Origin of the sequence: Nostoc sp., assembly GCF_036919595.1 — a bacterium.
In the GTDB taxonomy this organism is placed as follows: Bacteria; Cyanobacteriota; Cyanobacteriia; order Cyanobacteriales; family Nostocaceae; genus Nostoc.
In genome coordinates this window covers 1-20,673 of record NZ_JBALCO010000092.1, presented here as the reverse complement: position 1 = coordinate 20,673, position 20,673 = coordinate 1, and the positions used below count along the sequence as shown (strand labels likewise).

Below are 20,673 nucleotides of genomic sequence, written 5' to 3'. Positions count from 1 at the left end.
CATGTCTGTGATCAAGTTTGCAGCTTAGAGAAACTTGGCTTCTGAGTTAAAGAAAATTAGCTGGGTCTACTGGTGTACCATTGCGACGAACTTCAAAGTGGAGGTGGGGGCCAGTTGAGAAACCTGTAGAACCGACAGCACCGATCGCTTGTCCGCGTTCAACTGCTTGTCCTTCGGTAACATACAACTCACTGGTATGACCGTACAGTGTAGTCATACCATTGCCGTGGTCGATAATTACAGCTCTGCCATAACCACCATACCACCCAGCAAAAATCACTCTTCCTGAATCGGCTGCCCGAATTGTACTACCATAGCTAGCGGCAAAATCTAACCCGGCATGAAAGCGACGATAGCCGAGGATTGGGTGTATCCGCCAGCCGAAGGGACTGCTAGTAGGAGCGTCGCTAGGATATGCCATTACACCAGTTCCGCGAATGATCATGCTTGTCTGGCCGTTGGTTTTTGCTTGGGCTTCTTCTGCTGTAGCTTCTGCTACCTTTTGTTGAATCAAGACTTCCAGATTTTTGGATTCCCTCTCTAGCTGGTTTTGCGCCGCTTCCAAGGCTAGCCGATCGCTATTGAGGCGTTGAATCAATTCTGATTGTGACTGCGCCTGAGTTTGATAATCGGCTTTTTGTGCTAATAGTTGCTCACGAATCAAAGCAATTTCGTTTTTTTGCTGTTCAACGTCCGTCTTCTGTTTATTGATCAGGTTTGCTTGAACGTTGAGTTTTACCAAAATTTTCTGGTCTGCCTGATACACTAACTTCAACTGATGACGGCGGCTGATAAAATCGCTGATATTTTCACTTTGGAGCAAAACTGCCCATCCTACAGATGCAGGCGATCGCTGGAGATAACGCAATCGTGCTACTGTTGCTATTTGCCGCTCCTCATAGTCACGTTCCGCTACAGCTAAATCAGCTTCTAACTGCTGGAGGCGTTGGGTGGCGAGTTGTAATCGTGATTCGCTCTCTTGAATGTAGCTATCTGTGGTTTGCAGATTTTGCTTTAAACCAGTGAGGTGTTTTTGGGCCTCTTGTTGGAGATTTGTTAAGTGATCGCGATCGTTAACCAGACTCTGATGCTGCTGATTTGTTTGTTGCTGCTGTTGTCGCAAAGTATCAATAGACTCTGTGGACGTTGCGTGGGCTGGAATTAATGCCAAATAAATCCATAAAATGCAGCAAAATGCAATAGATAAACAGCTAAAAATCTGCTCTTTTCCGATAAATCGCGCTCTCATAGTGTGCAGCCAAACCAAAATGATGCTTACAAACCTATGAGGATTATTCCCAAAATCTGATTCACTTACTCCAACACATTATTAAAAGCGAATTAAATTTGGCAATACCTTACAATGCCAATGCATCTTGATACAATGTTAATGCGTCCCCCTGCAATGTTAATGTAGTCGGCTGCATTATTAATGCGTTCCTCTGCAATGCCAATGCGTCCCCCTGCATTAAGAACGTTAGGCTTTTACGCAAAACTGTACTAATAAATTGATCGACTACCGCGATTTACTCAAATAACGTCAGTCAGCAAAGTGAAAAGTTGCTAGGTGATAAGCAGATCCAAGGTAAGCTGATGAGTAAAGTAGTGAACCTCTTGTTTAGTGAAACTCATAACTCAGCACTCAGGACTGATGCAGAACAAGAAAGAAAAAATTTCGCAAGTGGTAGTGACTGCTGGTCAGATGCGCGATATTGAAGAGCGGATCTTTGCAGCAGGAATGCCTGTAGTAGCTTTGATGGAAAAGGTGGCAGGATTAATTGCCCGTCGCATCCAAGATATCTTCCCAAATCCCCTTAAAAAGGGAGATGTTCCTTCTGGTGTTGGAATTCTTGTTGGCCCCGGTCATAATGGCGGGGATGCTTTAGTAGTAGCCCGTGAATTACACTTTCGCGGGTATGAGGTTTGGATTTATTCTCCTTTCTCTAAGCTTAAGGAATTAACTTCGCAGCACTTGCAGTATGCTCAGAGTTTGGGCATTCCAATTTATCAAACAATTGAGCAACTGCCAGATTCTGATTTGTTGATTGATGGGTTGTTTGGGTATGGTTTAGAAAAAAACCTCACTGATCCCATTGCCTCTGCAATTAATCAGCTAAATGAATTGTCTGTGCCGATTTATAGCATCGATTTACCTTCAGGTTTACACACCGACACTGGCGTTGTATTGGGAACCGCGATTCGCGCCAGTCACACTTTTTGCTTGGGTTTATGGAAACTAGCTTTCTTCCAAGATCAGGCGCTGGAATATCTCGGCAAAGCTGAGTTAATCGATTTCGATATTCCTTTAGCTGATGTAGAAGCTGTTCTCAAAGATGCACCCAGGATTAAACGTATTACATCAGCAACGGCACTTGCTACTTTACCTCTACCTCGTCCAGCAGTCACCCACAAATATAAAGAAGGACATTTACTGTTGATTTGCGGTTCGCGGCGCTATGCAGGTGGAGCAATTTTAAGTGGTTTGGGTGCTAGGGCTAGTGGTGTAGGGATGCTTTCGATTGCGGTACCCGAATCGCTGAAATCTCTTTTGGTGTCACACTTGCCAGAAGCGTTAATTGTCGGTTGTCCAGAGACGGAAAGCGGAGCGATCGCCCACCTACAACTACCAGAAAAAACCGATCTAAGTTCCTTTGATGCGATCGCCTGTGGCCCCGGTTTAACACGAGATGCTACTCCGATTGTGGAAGAAGTCATAAAAAGCGATCGCCCTTTACTTCTCGATGCCGATGGTTTAAATATCCTGGCACAAATGGGAGCGATCGCCACGCTAAACAAACGTCTTGCCATAACCGTACTCACACCCCACACTGGCGAATTTGAGCGATTGTTTCCTGATGTCCCCGATGCCAAACATGACAGGGTGCAAGCAGTAAGGGAAGCAGCCCCACTTTGCGCGGCTGTAGTGTTGTTGAAAGGGGCAAGAACTGCGATCGCAAACCCTGAAGGTGCCGTTTGGATTGTTCCTGAAAGCACACCCGCCTTGGCACGTGGCGGTAGCGGCGACGTGTTAACTGGGCTACTGGGTGGATTGTTGGCGCAAGCAGCAACTAAACAGATTCCCGTAGAAGATATTGTGGCAACTGCCGCTTGGTGGCATTCACAAGCCGGTATAATAGCCGCCCAAGAGCGTAGCGAATTGGGTGTAGATGCGTTTACATTGACACAATATTTGATAAAAGTTCTAAACAATTAAATGGCTTCTAACTATGACTCTAAAAGTCCAGACCCAAAAATAAAAATTACAGGCAACCATTAGTAGTCTGCTAAGGTAACAATGCTTGGTCATATAGTCGGATATAAGCGTTCCCTTTTTCTTTGTCCATTTGTGCTTTTAAATGGCATTTTTTGACTCCGTAATCATATAACTAGTAACTTGAGTTATGAACCAAACGACTTGGGTGAAAAGGGTAATACTTTCATCTCACTACCGTCTTCAGTAACGACTTTTAATGGAAGTGAATCCTGATGCTCTCGTCTAGATAATTGAATATATTGAAAACCTTTTTCTGTAGGCTTAACTACCATAAGATAGTGATTGCCTACCCAGTTGATACTTATTACTTTGTACAGCAAAACCCAGACTTCAGCTATCTCTCCAGTGTTAATTTTATGCCTTGATTCACCACATTGCCATACACGATTACCTATGGGTGTCCATAAACCCGCAAGATAATGATAATCAGCAAACGCACTACCACCAAAAATTGTAAACGAAAAAATATTATACCTCAACCATCTTTCATAACGCTCAGGTTCCTTAGTTACATCACCATATCTTTTTTTAGACAGCAGAAACTTTATTTGTTCTGCTTTAGTAGGACGCACCCATATTTCGGATGAGTAGCAAACTTTAAATGGTACTTCAATCGCTTTACTGCGATTAGTGGACTGTGAGGCAGCAGGCTGTGGAAAAGTTATGCTGATAATAGTCTGAGCGCTTACAAATGCTCCTGTTAACAGGAACATGCTTACTAATTTAAGAAGTTTCATGATTTTGCTTGTTTATTGCTATGAACAGTATTTGTAAGGAAACCCCATTTAAGGATAGCGGGGTTAGGAATGAGTGAAGTTAGCTTATGCATTAGACTCAGCCGCAACCCAGAAGCAAGAATAGACCAATGTCTACTGCAATCAGCCGCCATGTGACCTTGAAATAGTTCACACTATCGAAGTCGAGGAAATAACCCTAGATTTTTTTATCAAGTTGAATTTCGTTTTCTAGTTGGCCCAGAGGCACTAATGTTAGCTGTGACACAGCGCGTTGCTGAGTTATATTTTGGCGGCGGCGATCAAGAAAGTGTAGCGTGATATACCCGTAGCGCTTACCTCGGTAAAAACTGGGTCTGGGAGTGTTATCGTTTCTCTTATATATCAGGGTAGAAGATGAAAAATCTTGAGCGATCGCAGAATCGTACACTTGTCGAATCAGATTAATTCCGGCGGAATTGTTTGGATCGAAATTGAAAGACGTATCACTAGATCGATAATCGATCATTTCTTGGATCACCAGGCCATTAGGTGCCCAAACGTCAAAACTTAACTCCTTGCAAAGGCACTTAGATGTAGAGAACAAATCGGGTTCTCCCGCTTGTAACTTGATGCTAGGCATGAGGAAAGCAATCAACTGATGATCATGTGACCATCGCATAACTGTCTCAGCATCTTGCCCTGGTAAAGCTACTGCTGGTAGATTAACACAGGCGCTAAGGGCGCTGATTAAGCCTACTAAAAAACTAAACTGAAACTTAGACACGTTGGTGTAGATCAGTTGAATAGGGGGCATTATTCACTTTTGCTTATAAATTTCAACGCTATAACGTTGTTTACAATTAACAATATATAAAATTTAGTAAAATATGGATGAAGACATTGTGTCACTACCTGAATCTAACTATTAAATAGTGGGTAGTGCATAGCTTATCAGTTTTATTTAAAAGTAATGATAAGCATTGTTATACATAAACTTATTCTTTAACACGTAAGTATAGACTTTTATCATTTTGAGTATGACAATTCTCCAATTGGACTAGTTAGTGCGAATTATTTGAAAAATATCATTACTTAAACTATAAAAATTCATATCTCGCCATTTACCATATAACAGGGTTTTACCTCTAAAAATGTCGGCAAATGTGTAGTTTCTCGGCAGCATAACGAGCCGCAGCACTTTTTTTGAGTTGTTTATCTCCGGTAATATCAATAGAGTCCAAGTCTTCTAAGAAAGTTAAATCAGGTTCCCAGACTTGCCGAATCGATGTCGAGTAGTAGCCACTGAGAACCGATGATATTGGCCTTGCTCCGCCATTTACCACCCAACAAGCCAGCACAGATGGCTTGACCTGCTTTAATGTGGTGCTGGACATCGGCTAGAGTGCCTTCTACATCAATGAAGTTGGCAGCCATGCATTTGAGACTTTTGCAAGAGGTCTATAGTATGTCAACGCGCCAAGCAACCCAATAGGCGGTACTAACAAGGCTAATGTTGTACCTTGTGCTTCGTGCTGTGATAACCCAAACCAAAAGACCAGCACCGGGACAATTAAAACCCCTCCACCAATGCCAACCAGCCCACTTAAGAATCCTGCTAATACGCCCAACAGTAAATAAAGCAAAATGTTCGTCATAGTCACTTTTATTATTTCTTACTAATGCACAACTAATACAATGACACCAAGCGAAGTAGCACTAATAAATATCCACAACACTACCCCCTGAAGCATCGGTTTCCAACCAACCGCTTTCAACATCCGTTGCGATAGCCCTGCACCGATTAGAAACAGCGTTAGCGTCAAACCCGCTTCTGAGACGTGTGTTACCACTGGCGACCAAGAAGCAACTTCCGGGATAAAAGTCCGCACTACAGAAGCAAGGATAAAGAAGCCAATAAACCAGGGTATTTGGGGTTTATGGATCACACTCTTACCCGATTTTGCCTGCTGACGCTGAAATACATAGCTTGCTGCTGCTGAGATAGGTACAATCCATAAAGCGCGGGAAAGTTTGACAGCTGTGGCTGTATATAGCGCACTCTGACCATAATGTGATGCTGCACCAACCACACTAGAAATGTCATGGATTGCTATACCCGACCAGGTTCCAAATTGTGCCTGAGTCAAGTGCAGCGCGTGTCCTAGAGGTGGAAATACGAATAAAGCAACAGCGTTGAGGACAAAGACCGTCTCCATTGCTACAGAAATCTCGCTTTCTGCTGCGTTAATTACTGAACTAACAGCTGCGATCGCACTTCCGCCACAAATAGCTGTTCCGGCTGAAATTAAGGCAGAGGCAATGATTGGAATCTTCAACCATTTCCCTAGAAAATAACCAAGAATGAAGGTTGCACTGATGCTACCAACGGCAAACAAAGCACCGCTTGCACCTGCCTTTAGCACAACTGCTAAATTCATCCCAAAGCCCAGCATAATTACGGACGCTTCTAGTAAATATTTAGCGGCTGGGCGACTAATCCGATGAAATGGGTTCTCGTGAGTCAGTGCCAAAAAAATCCCCAACATTAGTGCTATTGGTGGTGAAGCCCAAGGAGTTAGACAAAATCCAGCCGCTAAGAGGAATACAATTTTTCGGTACAGCAGCTTTTGTTCTGAACTTAGTTGCAGTATCTGCACTCTCTTGTTCGTCCTAATATTTTGTTTCATATCAACCTCGTATTAAGGGTTGGTATAACTCTAAGTGGTTTAAATCATAGAAACAAACGTTTTTAATTATTTATATGATAGTTTTAAACTATTTAATATGACATGAAAGTTACTCAAAGCAAGAAGATGAAAAGAGCTAAACTACAGTTCTCGAAGATATGCATAATTCCTCTGTCACCTACAAATGCATCCAGAATTCTTCTCAACGTTTGAGTATGTAACAGTTTCAGATAAACCTAGAGTATCAATAGACTAAAACTATTGTTTATATAGTAAAGAACGTTTGTTTCTATTTTTTTATTCATCTAAGCTGAAATGGTAAAAGTGAAAAGTTGATGACAATTAAAGCCAATCTCTGCATTGTTGTGCATTAATTTGCACAGCCTGAAATCAATTTACCCAAATAGAAAGCCTAATTTTTACCTTGATATTGAGATATTGATGCAACTAAAAGGAGTTTAGGAAAATGATTCGATTACTAGTTAATTTTTTAGAGTTCATCTTGAACGTTTTTTACCGCAATCGTTTATATCCACGATTTTATGTGCTAGAAACGGTAGCGCGAGTTCCCTACTTTGCTTTTTTGTCAGTCCTTCACCTTTATGAAAGTCTCGGCTGGTGGCGAAAATCTGACTGGCTTAAAATTCACTTTGCTGAATCTTGGAATGAGCTACATCACCTACTCATTGCTGAGTCATTAGGAGGTAATCAATATTGGATTGATCGCTTTGTTGCAGGTAGTGGGGTCATAACTTATTACTGGATTTTGATATTCGTGTATATTATTTATCCATCCTCTGCTTATTACTTCACACAGTTAATAGAAGAACACGCATATCACACATACGATGCATTTTTAAAAGAGTATGAGACGGAACTTAAAACTCAGCCAGCACCCCAAGTAGCGATTAATTATTACCGCGATGGCGACCTTTACATGTTTGATGAATTTCAAACTTCTCATCCTCTAGCCGAACGTCGTCCAAAAATCGAAAATCTCTACGATGTTTATGTAGCAATTCGAGATGATGAAGGCGAACACATCAAAACAATGGTTGCTTGTCAGCAATCTGACGCACAGTTAACTTTCAAAAGTCCCCATAGTCCTGAAGCTAAATTTTTACCTGAAGAGACTATTAATGCCATTAATCAGGAGGCTGAATCAATTATTGAAGCTACCGATGCAGATGAAGTGTTGATATCATAATGAGATTTTTAGGACGCTGTTTGCTAAACTTGCTACTAATTTATATCATCTTGGAGCAAGGATAATGAGCAATATCGAACCTTTAAAATCGTCAGCTTCCCAGATAGGTTTAAGTAATGAGGAACTATATTTAAAACTTTGGGAACGGGAGCAGGAACACACTAAGACTTGGTGGAATGTAACAACTTTCTTTTTCAGTATCAGCTTTGCCATATTTGGCTTCTCATTGCAAACTAAAAATTCACCTGTTCCGCCAATTATTTCCCACGGTGTGGCTTTATCAATTTACTGGTTTGCTTTTGTTTTATTTTGGCGCTTCAATAGTTTCACCAATTGTCTGCGTGACTATTTACGATAAATGGAAGTGTTAGGACAAGTAAAGATGAATGTCCAAACTAGAGCTAACCAGGCCATGAAAGGACAATATGGTAAATGGCTTTCCACATTCAATCTCATGTTTTATTTTGGGATTCTATATTCTGTGGCAGTAAGTCTTTTATGGTGGCAAAGAATTGCTTAATTCGTAATTCGTAATTCTTAAAAAGGCTTGATACAGACTGTTTTCAATAATTTACCCTGTTCTTTAAACATTAGAGGTTGATTTCATTATTTCTACTAAAGCTTTCTCAAAATCGGCTATTTTCCCAGTTTTATTTGTGCTTGTTCTTACCTTGAGTGTGGCTTGTTCCAATCAATCACCAAATAATGCTGATTTCGGGTATGGTTCTGCACCAAGCACAACTTCATCCCCAACGATCGCTAGTAGCCCTACTAATAGCCCCACAACAACTTTAGCTCAAAGTCATTGGGAGCGCGATCGCCTAAGGTGACTTAACAAAAGTGATGTCCCAGTACAGCGAATCCCCAACCTTGCAATGGGTTGGTGGGCCTCTAGCAGGAAAATATCAAGGTAAAGACAAGATTCAAGCAGTATGGCAGAAGTTTATCAAAGCCCAAGCGCCTATGGAAACTGCTATCACCAATGTGAAAAGCACTACACCTCTTCAGGGAACAGAGACAGTGAAGGCGTTGATTACATTCAGTAATGTCAAGACTAAAATTCCGGTTGACTATACCTTAGTTTACAAATCTGTCTCTGGTCATTCGTGAGAGGTTAAGCTCGAATAGCATTTGTCAATAAGCAATAGTACTTAAAATATTGCTGAAATCGGGGTCGGAAACACAATTTTTGAGCAGGCGATCGCTCAATCTTGATACGCATGATTCATTCTTGCAGCATAAGTTCAGTACAATAGTTAACTTCATACCTGTGTTTATCCTAAATTTTCAGCATAATTTCTAATTGACAAAAGTAAGATTATCTTAAACTCTCACTGATGGTCTCTAGTAACTATCAAATTACTGAAGAAACCTTGAAGATTGTTAAGCCATAGAACAAGATAGGAAAATATGTCTTTTTTGAACTCCGCACCTTTTCTACTTTCCTTATCAATTGGCATTCCAGTAGCGTCAATGATGCCGAACCATCAGATCCCGGCAAATCAAGCTTTTGGTAAAGCAATGACCTCTATGCACACTGCTATGGAGCGTGTGCAAATGACTGGTAATACAGATACTGACTTTGCGACGATGATGATTCCACATCATCAAGGTGCAATTGAAATGGCAAAAACTGAATTACAGTACGGTACAGATCCTCGTCTGCGACGATTAGCGCAAGAAATTATCGTCACTCAACAATCAGAAATTGAACTGATGCAGCTGACGCTCAAGCATCCACAATCACCCGCGCCTTCACCAAAATAAGTTTTGAAAATATCTTTATGAAAAATCGAGCGATGGCGCAAAGCACCGCGCCCCAAAAGGCGATCGCCACAATCACATCTGCTATTCTACTAGGTTTAACGGCACCAGCCTTAGCAGGGCAAGTTCCTTATGCAGCATCTACACCAGATATTCCAATTAGTGGACGCGATCGCGTTTACACGGCTGACCAAACCTCTAATACAATTTCTGTATACAATCCCGAAACCAATAAACTGCTAGGAGTAATTCGTTTAGGTAAAACAGCGCCAGAGAATTTGAGTCCCCTGTATACTGGTCAATTGCTGGTACATGGGATGGGTTTTTCGCCCGACAATCACACCTTGGCGGTAGTTTCCGTAGGTTCTAACTCGGTAGCCTTCATTGATACCCACACAAATAAAGTTAAGCACATTACTTATGTTGGGCGATCGCCTCACGAAGCTTTCTTCACTCCTGATGGTAGTGAAGTTTGGGTAACGGTGCGGGGGGAAGATTATGTTTCAGTGTTAGACAGTCAAACGTATCAAGAAAAACAACGCATCACCATTGGTAATGGCCCTGGGATGACAATTTTTCGTCCCGATGGTAAATATGGATTTGTCTGCTCTAGTTTTACACCGCAGACAAGCGTCATCAATGTCAAGTCGCATCAGGTTGTGGGAACAGTTAAACAAGCCTCTCCTTTTTGCCCAAATATTGCTGCAACTCCCGACGGAAAGCAAATTTGGTTCACATTAAAAGATACTGGCAAAGTTCAAGTATTCAACGCAGAAGCACCTTTCAATATCATTGCTACCTTGGACACTGGAGCAATCACCAACCATGTCAACATCGTCAGGAATCAGCAAGGACAATTCGCCTACGTTACAATTGGCGGCGAGAATGTGGTGAAAGTTTTTACAACGACGAATACTCCCAAGCTGGTAGCAACCATCCCGACAGGTGAGTTACCCCACGGTCTTTGGCCGAATGGTGATGGCACTCGGATCTACGTCGCATTAGAAAATGGTACTAAGATGACTGTGATTGATACTATCAAAAATAGAGCGATCGCTACAATACCTAGTGGTCAATCCTCGCAAGCACTGGTTTATGTGACTAATGCAGTTCCTACTGGAGATGGATTGGCAAATCTAGAGCCTTTGGGCAAGTCTGGTATGGTGGCTCATCTGGTAATGGGTGCGCCAGGTTCATCAGCTAAAAAGCCTGCGACGACTGTGACTGTTAACAACTTAGGCGTGATTGATTTACTAGAAGCAGCAGTAACTGGACTCCAACCTAAAAGTATGTATCAATTGGCATTAGCGGAGCGTTCTAGCCAACCTTATGGCAAACTACAGTCGTTGGCAAAGTTCCAAACTAATCCATCGGGCGCAGCAATTGTGACGACACTGGGGCCAATTGGGCAGATTGTAAAGGGTGATGCAGATGCACAATCTCGTCGGTATTTAGTAATCGTACCATTGAAGGATAATGTTCCGGGAATGCCTGTGCAGATTCAGCTTCAGGCAAAATAATTTGTAATTGATAATGACGCTCGTGACGCTCGTTCGCTCGATTGCGTCTCCCCTTCTCCCAAAGGGAGAGGCTAACGCCAAGGGAGAAGACTCGCTAACGTAATTCGTAATTGTTACCCTATGCATTTCTGATCGCACTTGCGGAATGGGGGCTACAGCTATTCCGTAGATTGAGCCGATACTAGCAGTTGCTCAAACACTTGGGAGATGCGGGTTTGAAAGCGTTCTCGATGCTTTAATAAAAAGAAAGGTCGTGAGAGTGGATCTGGATCATTAGTGTTTCTCGCAACACCTGTAACTTTAATACAACGAAGCATATCAAGACGTAGTTCTTTAGTAATAATCAGGTTGGAAATCGCTGCTGCTCCTACCCCATCCTCAACAGCTGCTTTGACCATATCACCGCTTTTCATTAACAAAATTATATTTAACAGTGTTGGTTCAATACCCCACTGTCTTAGCACTTGCTCAAACTGCTGACGGGTTCCTGAGCCTTTCTCGCGCATCACCCAAGCAGTGTTTGTTAATTCTGTTACCTCAACTGCAATTTTTTCAAACCAAGGATGAGATTGACCGACAACTATTTGCAGACAATCTCCGCCGACAATTTGTTGTTCTAGAGAAGCTAAAAGCGATGGTTCAACTTCCCCTTCTACTAGGCTGAGGTCAAACAATCCTGTAACCGTTCCTTCACTAATTTCAGTAGTGTTACCTAATGTACAATCCACAGAGATGTTAGGATACTCTTGCTTAAACAAACTAATGAAGCGGGGAAGCCAGTAATTACCTATGGTTTGGCTTGCACCTAACTTGAGTTCACCCCGTTTCAAGTCATTTAATTCTCGCAAACCGCGCTCAGTTAATTCCACCTGAGTCAAAATTTTTTGTGCTTCTACTTGTAGCATCTTGCCAGCAAGGGTTAGTTCAATGCGACGACCAATTCGATTGAACACTTTCACTCCATACTGTTCCTCAAGGCTTTGGATTGCAGCACTTACAGAAGGTTGAGTGATGTAAAGCTCCTCTGCGGCGCGAGTAAAGTGCATGTGCTGCGCCACCGCCAGGAAAATCTGTAACTGGTCAATGGTCATCCTTGCCATTTGTAAAAGTGCTAAATTATTCGGATGATAAATGTCCTTATATAAAACTATATGGGGTTGCGATCGCAAACTGACAAAAGTGCCACTCGTTCCCCCAAATTGAGTGCAAATTCAATCCGGGGTGATCGTGACCCCCTAATTCACCAATAGCCTATTCCTCGCAAGAAGGGTGCGCGGTCGTTCCTGGCTGAAGTCTTTGCCAGCAAAGCTTTAGAGCAAGTCAAAAAATATTGTTGCTTAATTTTTGCTTACTTGCGCTGTTTTCCATAACTAAAAACAATGATTTTTATCGCATCTCGCCAAATTGCTTAATATATGTCATTTGAATCATAATTTGGGAAAAAGTTGGAATTATAAATCGAGAAAGAGTTAACGCAATTTCAGGCTTTCTCACCAATCACAACATAAAACTTTGAATCAAATCATGAAATAGAGTTGAAGTTCTGAAGCATAATTAAAGAATGAGTTGAAAAAACACAAAGAGACAAAACTTGGACAAAAAATCTCTGAAAAAATTGATCTAACTTAAACTTTCAATTCAAAATATGGTTCAAAATTCCAAGATATGCTTCACTTAAAACCATGACTCCGTAGTTTTGTATTGCGTACTGAAAGCCTAAAACTACCTCATGACAAGAGAAACACTCTTTTCTTGGATGAAAAACTCTCATGACAGACGATGAATTTGATTATTGGTGTAAGCAACAGCAACTAAGGCATCATGTAAAAATAAGTTGTACAAAATTTATATGGAATAGCTTGCTAAATCTAACTTATACATAAAATTTGTTCAGGTTATTTTTACACAAATCCTAACGGCACAAACACTCTTACTAATCGCCGCAATTCGCGCTGCCCCACCTTCTCGCAGAGTACAAGGACGCGCCAAAAACGTCAGTGGAGTTTACCCTAGCCGCAAAATGGGTCAAACCATTCAATTTGAAAGCCACACAGTAGAACTGTGGGCGATTTATCAAATGGAACATGATCCAGAGGTGTTAGAGTTCTACGACCAACCACCGCCATTTAAAATTCAGTACCAAAAACAAAACGGACGAAAAATAGCTCATTACCATACCCCAGACTTCTTCGTACTGCGGACGACAGGTGCAGCTTGGGAAGGATGGAAAACCGAAACCGAATTAAAACGACTAGCCCAAAAATACCCTTCACGCTACCAAAAAACTGAAACTGGTCATTGGCATTGCCCACCAGGAGAAGCTTACGCCGCATCATTTGGACTAAAATACCATGTTCGCACCGATACCGAACTAAATCCTATATTCACTCAGAACCTAATGTTTTTAGAAGACTACTTTAGGTTCACCGCCAATATCCCCCTTTCCATTACAGAACAAATACGGTCTTCAGTTCAAGCCACTCCAGGAACAACCATTGCCGCCACACTTGCAACCATACCTAGAGTGCGTGCCAACGATATCTATGCCATGATTGCCACAGAGCAAGTCTACGTAGACTTGTATGCAGTTCCCCTAGTGGAACATTGGCGAGTTCAGCTATGGGCAGACCAACAAATTCATGCTGCTCATACACATTTAGCAATAGGGACAACTGGGCATCATCAACAAATCACCTCACCCACAACACTCTTGCCTAACACCTTATTAGTCTGGGATGCACAACTTTGGACTTTAGTTAACTTGGGCGAGACGACAACCACACTGTTACCCGAAGTCGGACAACCAATGCAGTTGCCCACAGCATTTTTTCTACAATTATTTGACAGTGGCACTATCAACATTCATACTTCAGAAACACACGCAACCATCAATGAAAGAGTGGGTGAATTGATGGTTGCCGCCTCGAGAGCAGATCTACAAAAAGCAAATCGCAGATTTCATCTAGTACAAGCATATTTCCAGCACCGCACAGACATATATAAGGACATACCTCAAAGCACCTTGTCTCGATGGGTCAAACAGTTTCGGGAAGCCGAAGCCACTTTTGGTTGCGGTTATGTTGGGTTGCTCCCACGTACGAATAGTAGAGGAAATCGCCTCCCCAAAGCACCAACAGATGCAAGTAAATTATTAGATAACCGTCTACGGCTGTTTTGTTGTATAGGTAAAGGTAGGGTCGCGGCTAATCTTTCTATCCTGACTTGCTTCTGGTTTTGGAGTAACCACACCAACATGGAGAGAGTGATTAACTGCGCTTCATTCAGGTATTTCTCTAAGAACTTTTGATAGAATGAAGGCAGCATTTTTTCTGACGGTCTTGGTCAAATTACGAGACCGTTCTTTTTTACCACAAAACTGATCTCTACAGATTGGTCTACGACTCCTACACGGTTCATTCTCAATAAGCAGCCTAATTTTTCAACGGGTCTGTACCTTCTAAACCTTTAGCTGACTCGGTTTTGAGGCGATTGTCGCCCCCTGAATGTACGGGCAGTGATTTTGGATGAAGCACAGCACTTAATGAAAATTGGGACTGGTGCAAGTGCTGGTAAGCTTTTAGACCAGTTGGACTGGATTAAGTCCATGACCAATGTTACGGGAGTGCTACACATTCTGATTGGGACTTACGAACTGCTCAATTTTCGTAATTTAAGTGGTCAAGCATCCCGGCGGGGACTGGATATCCATTTTCCGCGTTATTTGTATCAAAATGAACAAGACCGCCAAGATTTTCAAGCCGCATTAATCGTTAGCTATTGCTTGGGACAAGAGTTTTTTTCGCAGTTCCTCATCTTTTACCCGTGCTAGAGCTTGGGCTTTGGTATATTCCAACTTGCCCTCTCGCAGTGCCATTAAAATTTCTTCGTGCAGATTGAGCAACGGTAAACGCTTGGTTGTGAACGATAGCCAATTCATCAGTCCCAAGCTCTGAAATACCTCTTGTACCGTCTTTGATTGCTCATCCTACCCTTTAGGAGAAACGTTTCTCCTAGATTCTGTCTCAGAATCTAAATGAAGAGAAATGGTGTAAAGAGATTCCGTCTGCTCTTTTTTAGGAGAAACGTTTCTTTTAGATTCGGTTTCATCGGATAAATTGTCAAAAATGTTGTCAAGAGATTGCGGATTATCTAAGTTAGGAGAAACGTTTCTCCTAGATTCATTTAATGAATCTTTTGATTGCTCCTCACCTTTACTGTGAGCGTTCTTCATTCGGTAGAGCAAGGATTTTACGGCTTCTAAATCGCAATGCAGCCGGATTGCCAACAGGTGCAAAATCCCTTCAGTTTCTTCAATGGGGTTAAGGTCTGATCGTTGCAGGTTTTCAATTAGAGCCAACTGAAAAGCTTGCTCTACCGATAGCTCACGCACAACCACAGGCACGTTTTCTAGTCCCACCTCTGTAGCTGCTCGATAGCGTCGTTCTCCTGCTACTAATTCATATTTCCCAGAGCCTAGTGGACGCACCAACAGAGGTTGGAGGATGCCATGCTGTTTGACTGACGAGACTAATTCAAGTAATGCTTCTGGGTCAAAGTATCGTCTGGGTTGCTGTTGGGGCAGAACTATATCTGAAAGCTTGATTTGAGTTTCAGTTGCGGCTGGCGACTCTGCATCCGGTGAAGATAACCAAGGTGCAGGGGGTGGAGTGGTAATTTGACCCCCAAAGGGTTTGTCTGTTTGTTTGCGTCGGTTCACAAAGCCTCCAAAGCCAAAGCAATTTCTTCAAGGATAGCGACTACAGGATGTTTTTGGTCAAATACTGCTAGGGGCGCACGTTCTTCTGATGCATCGACAAAAGCCGTGGCTCTGGGAATGGGCGGGAAGATACGACCCCAAGCAGAAAGTTGTGCTTGGATAGCTGCTAATGCGCGTTTATCGCCTGAATTCTGTTGAGCATACCGAGTGGGAACAAACCCTGCTATTTGGATTTTGCGGTTAGCTTTATTTTTAACGTGGGTAATAGTTTGTAAAAGTTCGTCGGTTCCCTCAAAGGCTTTTATATGGGTTTCAACGGGAACGAGTACGTGTGTGGCCGCGACTAAGGCGATATAAGAAAGCAATCCTAAGCTGGGGGGACAATCTATAAGAATGAAGTCGTATTCATTTAGAACAGATTCAACAGCTTCCTTAAGGCGCAACTCGCGCATCGCAGCACTGACTAACTGCATTCGGCTCCACTTAGGACTCGACTTGCTGGAACCAAGTCCATACCGTGAATACCAAAGTGAATCGGTAAGGGCTACTCGTCGATAATGGCATCAGCAATGGTTTTTTGTAACTGAGATGGCACTAACCCCATGAATTTGGTCAAGGACGCTTGGGGGTCTATGTCGATGAGGAGAACGTGGTGTTCTCGTTTTGCTAAGTGGTATCCCAAATTTTGGGTTAGTGTTGATTTGGCGACACCACCCGCCTGATTAAACACGGCAATAATCCGGCAAAGATGGTCAGAAGTTGACACTGGCTCTTGTTCCTAGAAAATACGTTGAGGTTTGGTCAACCGACTCGGTTTTAGTTTCCAGTTTACGTGTATCAGATGAAAAAAGTTTATTAATAGAATATAAATTGCAGTAGATTTTATATAACTTCATTGTATGTAGATTTAACAGTGTCACTATCCGGTCAGATAGCTATTAGCTGTGCGTGGGGTGGTCAAAAGTAGCTTTTTGGGGTGCATTATGGAGAAAAACTATACATTTAAATTCAATTCTGACACTGCCAGTGAAGCTCTGAAAGCTGGTTTATATGACCCGATAAACTTCTACGAAGCGCGTTTAGACCTGTTCAACCTTTCGGTAATGGCAGACTACGATCAGCTAATTTGCCTGCCCACACTAACTGCTATTGACAAATACTGGTATCAGATTGAAACAGCCCGAAAAGTACTTAGACAACTGGGTGGACGCGCATTACTAGCCGATGAAGTCGGATTGGGCAAAACCATTGAGGCGGGACTAATCATAGCCGAGTACTTAGCAAGGGGTATGGTACAGTCCATGCTGGTGTTAACTCCCGCATCCCTAGTTTCACAGTGGCAATCAGAGTTAAGTGACAAATTTAATATTGCTACTATCACCACAGATAATCGTGACCCGCAACAACCGATAGACGAATTTTGGACGAATAATCCGCGAATTATCGCTTCATTAAACACGGCTAAGTCTGCTAAACATTATCCCCACGTCACCGATCGCACTTGGGACTTAGTTGTTGTCGATGAAGCCCACCACCTGAAAAATCGCACTACCCTCAACTGGAAACTGGTCAATGCCCTCAATAAGCGGTTTATCCTCATGCTCACTGCTACGCCAGTGCAGAACTCCCTTATTGAACTGTTTAATCTCCTCACCCTCCTCAAACCAGGACTACTACAAACAGAAGCCGCTTTTAAAAAAGAATACGTAGATTCCAGAAATGGGCGAGTTCCTAAAAATCCAGAAAAGTTGCGCTCCCTGATGCGGGAAGTCATGGTGCGAAATACCCGCGCCTTAGTAGATGTCAAACTGCCCAAACGCTTCGCCACCACAATTACCGTTACCCCTGCTGACGGCGAGGAGAAACTTTACCAGGACTTGAGCGAGTATTTACGTTCTTCAGAGGACAAGCTAGACAGACTCTCCCGTACCAATTTGTTGATGCGTGCTGGTTCATCCCCTGGTGCTTTGGCTGACTCTCTCAAGCAACTGACTCTTCGCTTACCCGATGAAGAACTGAAGTCTTTAGCAAGACGAGCAGCCCAGGTGAAGCAGGTCGAGAAAGCAAAAGTATTGGTAGAGATGCTCTCAAAATCTTCCCAGAAAACCTTGGTCTTTACGACCCACAAAGCAACTAGCACCTATTTAGCCCAAACTCTGCAAGCAGCAAATATCCCCTTTGCAGAATTTACTGGTGGGATGTCCCTTAAACAGAAAGATGAGGCTATAGCCGCATTTCGGGATAATGTTTCTGTACTCTTAGCATCGGAAACAGGCGGAGAGGGACGTAACATTCAGTTTGCGAACGCGATCGTTAATTATGACCTGCCCTGGAACCCAATGAAAATAGAACAGCGCATTGGTCGTATCCACCGCATTGGACAAACCCAGGATGTTTTTATTTTTAACTTTTGTCTAAAAGGCAGTATCGAAGAGTATATTCTGCGGATATTGCATGACAAAATTAATATGTTTGAACTGGTGATCGGAGAGATTGAAACAATTTTAGGGAATGTGGATGATGAATTTGATTTTAGTGAAATTGTTATGGATATCTGGCTCAAGCATCAAATAAAACCCGAATTAGATACAGCCTTCGAGCAATTGGCAGATAATTTGTTGAAAGCCAAAAACCAGTATCAGCAAATTCAAGAACTGGATGAACAGATTTTTGGCGAAGATTTTGAAGCTTGAGAGATTGATTTGACTGAATATGTTATCAGACCCAATTATTGCTACCTTAGAAAAAATTGTTTCTCTGCATGATGGAATAGCAGAACCTGCTGGGGAACACATTTTGAATGTGTTGTTGACTGAAAATATAGCATCGCTGCTTTCGCTCCCAGAAGAAGTTACTTTTACAACTCTTGCTGATGTACCCCAAAGTGTTTTTGTCACCTATCATTCAGAAGTCCTGAATAAGCTATCTGAACTATTAGCTGTTAAAGGACTTATTAGTGCGTTGGGTGTTAAAATCGATGGACATCTGAAAAACACAGGCTTTGAGAAAATTTTATTGGAGAGACTCGCACCTCAAAATGGCTTAATTCGTTTTTTAGATGCTAAACCATCAATGACTCGCTACATCTTGTGTAATGTGGCTTACACCGCGAATGCTTCCGAAAAAAGGATTGGTTTAGTTTCGTTCATTATCAATGAAATAACAGGAGTAACACCAGTAGAAATTGGGGATGCTTTGTTTTGGGAGTCTGACAGAATTTCTGTGGAGCATCAAGAGACACCATTGGCGATGACAATTGAAGATTTGTTGAGGTTAATCGAACATCAAAGTGCAATATTGATTGGAAAATCTCTAGATAATTGGCAGGCTAAATTAACAAGAGCAAGAGCTAGAGATGAAGAAAGACTCAAGGATTATTACAACACGATTAGCGACTCAATTCGCAACAAGATTGAGTTAAAAAAATTGATTGGTGATGACAAAGACAAAGAATTAGCACGAATTGAAGCTACTAATAGAGAGTTAGAGAGAAAATTGTTAGATATCCAAGAGCGTTATGCAATGAGTGTAGAAGCTTGGTTGCACAGTGCAATGATTATCCATCTCCCTACGGTACATATTCAGTGTGAGTTGCAACGAAAGAAAGTAAAACGGACTGTTACAGCAGTTTGGAATCCGTTCACTAAAATTCTTGAGCCGCTTCGCTGTGAATTATCAGGAGAACCTGTTTACAATTTCTATTTAGATGACAAGTCAGCTAAAATTATCTCACCCACAGTCTGGATAAAGTAATTTATGACAATCAATTTACCTATGAAATTGTCACACTTGCCCAACAGTTTACCATTAGATGGTGCTGTCCGCATCGAGCTAGTAGAAGGAGTGCCAATATTTCGAGCTTCCAGCTTAGTACAGGGGCGAATTGAAGCCTTATTAATTAAGCAAAAAGAATCTACACTGACTTCAGAGGAAGAAAAAGAATTAGATGAATATGAATAATTAGACGATTATCTGAGTTTGGTGAATCGGATGATCAGAAATTCATCGCTAACTCAAAATCAAAGTGAATTATAGGAAACTATAAATTTGTCTGCGAATCGTTACATTAGTGAAGCTACTCAAAATCAAGTACGACAACGAGCCAAGTTTCTGTGCGAATATTGTCACGCATCGGAACAATGGCAATATGTTTCCTTCACTGTAGACCATGTAATTCCTCTTACCAAAGGTGGTGCTAATTTCATTGATAATTTAGCTTTGGCGTGTTTTCATTGCAATCGCCAAAAATCCGATAAACTTAAAGCCTTTGATGAACAGTCATTATCAGAAGTACCCTTATTTAATCCTCGCACTGATAGTTGGCAAGAACACTTTATCTGGTCAACAGATACACACTCGATTATCGGCTTGACACCTACAGGACGCGCCACAGTCGCAGCATTAGCATTCAACCGAGCCAGAATAATTAATAGACCTCTTGCAAAAGTCGCTCAAGAAGATTGGGTATGGTCTAGATGCAACTCATAATTGTAGAGAGCAGCAATCAGATTAAACCGCAAACTAAATCGTTTTTGACGATTTCTATAAGTCAAAGACAAAATTTTAAATATCTTTAGCTTGCGATTTACATGCTCACCTAAAAGTCGAATCTTGGCTAATTCTTGATTGCTCTTTTTATCCTCATAACTTCATTTACCTTTTCGTGGCTTTTTCTTAGGAATCTGACTATTACTATAGGAATCCTATTTGATTTTTGAAAAAGATTACGAGATAATACGGATGAGTGTACAAGTGTAAGAGCAGACAATGAGCAATCAGGATCTACAA

20 protein-coding genes and 2 pseudogenes are annotated in these 20,673 nt (G+C 41.9%); 13 read left to right on the top strand and 9 right to left on the bottom strand.

The annotated features are described in order from the left end of the window. Window positions 1-46: 46 nt before the first annotated feature. Complete coding sequence (locus tag V7K21_RS13300) at window positions 47-1,249, bottom strand: murein hydrolase activator EnvC family protein (protein ID WP_335174903.1); 1,203 nt, start codon at window positions 1,247-1,249, stop codon at window positions 47-49. A gap of 402 nt (window positions 1,250-1,651) precedes the next feature. Here V7K21_RS13300 and V7K21_RS13295 point away from each other — a divergent pair, with 402 nt between their 5' ends. Continuing rightward, on the top strand, window positions 1,652-3,214 hold the full coding sequence (locus V7K21_RS13295; protein WP_335174901.1) for an NAD(P)H-hydrate dehydratase: 1,563 nt from the start codon (window positions 1,652-1,654) through the stop codon (window positions 3,212-3,214). 185 nt (window positions 3,215-3,399) lie between these two features. Here the strand turns inward: V7K21_RS13295 and V7K21_RS13290 are convergent, their stop codons facing one another. The 5 genes from V7K21_RS13290 to V7K21_RS13270 all read right to left on the bottom strand — a co-directional run bounded on the left by V7K21_RS13290 (window position 3,400) and on the right by V7K21_RS13270 (window position 6,677). After that, window positions 3,400-4,011, bottom strand: coding sequence for a hypothetical protein (locus V7K21_RS13290; RefSeq protein ID WP_335174899.1), 612 nt, complete (start codon window positions 4,009-4,011; stop codon window positions 3,400-3,402). A gap of 196 nt (window positions 4,012-4,207) precedes the next feature. Beyond that, on the bottom strand, window positions 4,208-4,804 hold the full coding sequence (locus V7K21_RS13285; RefSeq protein WP_335174897.1) for a hypothetical protein: 597 nt from the start codon (window positions 4,802-4,804) through the stop codon (window positions 4,208-4,210). A 331-nt stretch (window positions 4,805-5,135) separates the two neighbouring features. Beyond that, window positions 5,136-5,384, bottom strand: coding sequence for a hypothetical protein (locus V7K21_RS13280; protein WP_335174895.1), 249 nt, complete (start codon window positions 5,382-5,384; stop codon window positions 5,136-5,138). Window positions 5,385-5,399: 15 nt separating this feature from the next. Further along, window positions 5,400-5,645, bottom strand: coding sequence for a TSUP family transporter (locus V7K21_RS13275; RefSeq protein WP_335174893.1), 246 nt, complete (start codon window positions 5,643-5,645; stop codon window positions 5,400-5,402). 21 nt (window positions 5,646-5,666) lie between these two features. Continuing rightward, a complete protein-coding gene (locus V7K21_RS13270) occupies window positions 5,667-6,677 on the bottom strand; it encodes a YeiH family protein (RefSeq protein ID WP_335174891.1) in 1,011 nt (336 codons plus the stop codon). A gap of 466 nt (window positions 6,678-7,143) precedes the next feature. Here V7K21_RS13270 and V7K21_RS13265 point away from each other — a divergent pair, with 466 nt between their 5' ends. The 6 genes from V7K21_RS13265 to V7K21_RS13240 all read left to right on the top strand — a co-directional run bounded on the left by V7K21_RS13265 (window position 7,144) and on the right by V7K21_RS13240 (window position 11,168). Then, the gene (locus V7K21_RS13265) at window positions 7,144-7,884 is read left to right on the top strand and encodes an alternative oxidase (protein ID WP_335174889.1); all 741 of its coding nucleotides are present in this window, start codon (window positions 7,144-7,146) and stop codon (window positions 7,882-7,884) included. A 64-nt stretch (window positions 7,885-7,948) separates the two neighbouring features. Beyond that, entirely contained in the window at window positions 7,949-8,242 is a 294-nt protein-coding gene (locus V7K21_RS13260) for a hypothetical protein (protein ID WP_335174887.1), read from the top strand. Between the two features lie 298 nt (window positions 8,243-8,540). Then, a complete protein-coding gene (locus tag V7K21_RS13255; RefSeq protein ID WP_335174885.1) occupies window positions 8,541-8,714 on the top strand; it encodes a hypothetical protein in 174 nt (57 codons plus the stop codon). Between the two features lie 10 nt (window positions 8,715-8,724). Then, the gene (locus V7K21_RS13250; protein WP_335174883.1) at window positions 8,725-8,994 is read left to right on the top strand and encodes a hypothetical protein; all 270 of its coding nucleotides are present in this window, start codon (window positions 8,725-8,727) and stop codon (window positions 8,992-8,994) included. Between the two features lie 300 nt (window positions 8,995-9,294). Further along, on the top strand, window positions 9,295-9,651 hold the full coding sequence (copM, locus tag V7K21_RS13245) for a CopM family metallochaperone (RefSeq protein ID WP_335174881.1): 357 nt from the start codon (window positions 9,295-9,297) through the stop codon (window positions 9,649-9,651). A 17-nt stretch (window positions 9,652-9,668) separates the two neighbouring features. After that, window positions 9,669-11,168, top strand: a complete 1,500-nt coding sequence (locus V7K21_RS13240; RefSeq protein ID WP_335174879.1) for a YncE family protein — start codon at window positions 9,669-9,671, stop codon at window positions 11,166-11,168. Window positions 11,169-11,326: 158 nt separating this feature from the next. On the opposite strand, the gene V7K21_RS13235 is transcribed toward V7K21_RS13240, so the two are convergent. After that, a complete protein-coding gene (locus V7K21_RS13235) occupies window positions 11,327-12,259 on the bottom strand; it encodes a LysR substrate-binding domain-containing protein (RefSeq protein ID WP_335175111.1) in 933 nt (310 codons plus the stop codon). Between the two features lie 929 nt (window positions 12,260-13,188). On the opposite strand from V7K21_RS13235, the gene V7K21_RS13230 reads away from it, so the two are divergent. Together V7K21_RS13230 and V7K21_RS30705 are read left to right on the top strand one after the other, a co-directional pair. Further along, on the top strand, window positions 13,189-14,475 hold the full coding sequence (locus V7K21_RS13230; RefSeq protein WP_335174877.1) for a TnsA endonuclease N-terminal domain-containing protein: 1,287 nt from the start codon (window positions 13,189-13,191) through the stop codon (window positions 14,473-14,475). Between the two features lie 207 nt (window positions 14,476-14,682). Then, window positions 14,683-14,997 (top strand): hypothetical protein, encoded by a 315-nt coding sequence (locus tag V7K21_RS30705; protein ID WP_442948878.1) that lies wholly within the window; start codon window positions 14,683-14,685, stop codon window positions 14,995-14,997. On the opposite strand, the pseudogene V7K21_RS30700 reads toward V7K21_RS30705, so the two are convergent. After that, window positions 14,932-15,885, bottom strand: a pseudogene (locus V7K21_RS30700) (ParB/RepB/Spo0J family partition protein). The gene V7K21_RS30705 and the pseudogene V7K21_RS30700 sit on opposite strands and share 66 nt — an antisense overlap. Then, window positions 15,882-16,651 (bottom strand): annotated as a pseudogene (locus V7K21_RS13215) (ParA family protein). Before V7K21_RS13215 ends, V7K21_RS30700 begins: the two co-directional pseudogenes overlap by 4 nt. Before the next feature lie 217 nt (window positions 16,652-16,868). Between V7K21_RS13215 and V7K21_RS13210 the strand changes: the two are divergent. From V7K21_RS13210 to V7K21_RS13195, 4 genes are all read left to right on the top strand, one after another. Then, window positions 16,869-18,578: a DEAD/DEAH box helicase gene (locus tag V7K21_RS13210; RefSeq protein WP_335174873.1), complete on the top strand. Its 1,710-nt coding sequence runs from the start codon at window positions 16,869-16,871 to the stop codon at window positions 18,576-18,578. A 19-nt stretch (window positions 18,579-18,597) separates the two neighbouring features. Next, the gene (locus tag V7K21_RS13205; protein WP_335174871.1) at window positions 18,598-19,638 is read left to right on the top strand and encodes a hypothetical protein; all 1,041 of its coding nucleotides are present in this window, start codon (window positions 18,598-18,600) and stop codon (window positions 19,636-19,638) included. Window positions 19,639-19,641: 3 nt separating this feature from the next. After that, entirely contained in the window at window positions 19,642-19,845 is a 204-nt protein-coding gene (locus tag V7K21_RS13200) for a hypothetical protein (protein WP_442948877.1), read from the top strand. A gap of 87 nt (window positions 19,846-19,932) precedes the next feature. After that, entirely contained in the window at window positions 19,933-20,373 is a 441-nt protein-coding gene (locus V7K21_RS13195) for an HNH endonuclease (protein WP_335174869.1), read from the top strand. The last annotated feature ends 300 nt before the right edge of the window (window positions 20,374-20,673 follow it).

Coding starts and splice junctions, on each gene's coding strand:
- V7K21_RS13200 (WP_442948877.1), top strand. CDS start 19,642: ATGACAATCAATTTACCTATGAAATTGTCACACTTGCCCAACAGTTTA.
- V7K21_RS13240 (WP_335174879.1), top strand. CDS start 9,669: ATGAAAAATCGAGCGATGGCGCAAAGCACCGCGCCCCAAAAGGCGATC.
- V7K21_RS13230 (WP_335174877.1), top strand. CDS start 13,189: ATGGGTCAAACCATTCAATTTGAAAGCCACACAGTAGAACTGTGGGCG.
- V7K21_RS13235 (WP_335175111.1), bottom strand. CDS start 12,259: ATGACCATTGACCAGTTACAGATTTTCCTGGCGGTGGCGCAGCACATG.
- copM (WP_335174881.1), top strand. CDS start 9,295: ATGTCTTTTTTGAACTCCGCACCTTTTCTACTTTCCTTATCAATTGGC.
- V7K21_RS13285 (WP_335174897.1), bottom strand. CDS start 4,804: ATGCCCCCTATTCAACTGATCTACACCAACGTGTCTAAGTTTCAGTTT.
- V7K21_RS13210 (WP_335174873.1), top strand. CDS start 16,869: ATGGAGAAAAACTATACATTTAAATTCAATTCTGACACTGCCAGTGAA.
- V7K21_RS13270 (WP_335174891.1), bottom strand. CDS start 6,677: ATGAAACAAAATATTAGGACGAACAAGAGAGTGCAGATACTGCAACTA.
- V7K21_RS13205 (WP_335174871.1), top strand. CDS start 18,598: ATGTTATCAGACCCAATTATTGCTACCTTAGAAAAAATTGTTTCTCTG.
- V7K21_RS13260 (WP_335174887.1), top strand. CDS start 7,949: ATGAGCAATATCGAACCTTTAAAATCGTCAGCTTCCCAGATAGGTTTA.
- V7K21_RS13295 (WP_335174901.1), top strand. CDS start 1,652: ATGCAGAACAAGAAAGAAAAAATTTCGCAAGTGGTAGTGACTGCTGGT.
- V7K21_RS13280 (WP_335174895.1), bottom strand. CDS start 5,384: ATGTCCAGCACCACATTAAAGCAGGTCAAGCCATCTGTGCTGGCTTGT.
- V7K21_RS13275 (WP_335174893.1), bottom strand. CDS start 5,645: ATGACGAACATTTTGCTTTATTTACTGTTGGGCGTATTAGCAGGATTC.
- V7K21_RS13265 (WP_335174889.1), top strand. CDS start 7,144: ATGATTCGATTACTAGTTAATTTTTTAGAGTTCATCTTGAACGTTTTT.
- V7K21_RS13290 (WP_335174899.1), bottom strand. CDS start 4,011: ATGAAACTTCTTAAATTAGTAAGCATGTTCCTGTTAACAGGAGCATTT.
- V7K21_RS13300 (WP_335174903.1), bottom strand. CDS start 1,249: ATGAGAGCGCGATTTATCGGAAAAGAGCAGATTTTTAGCTGTTTATCT.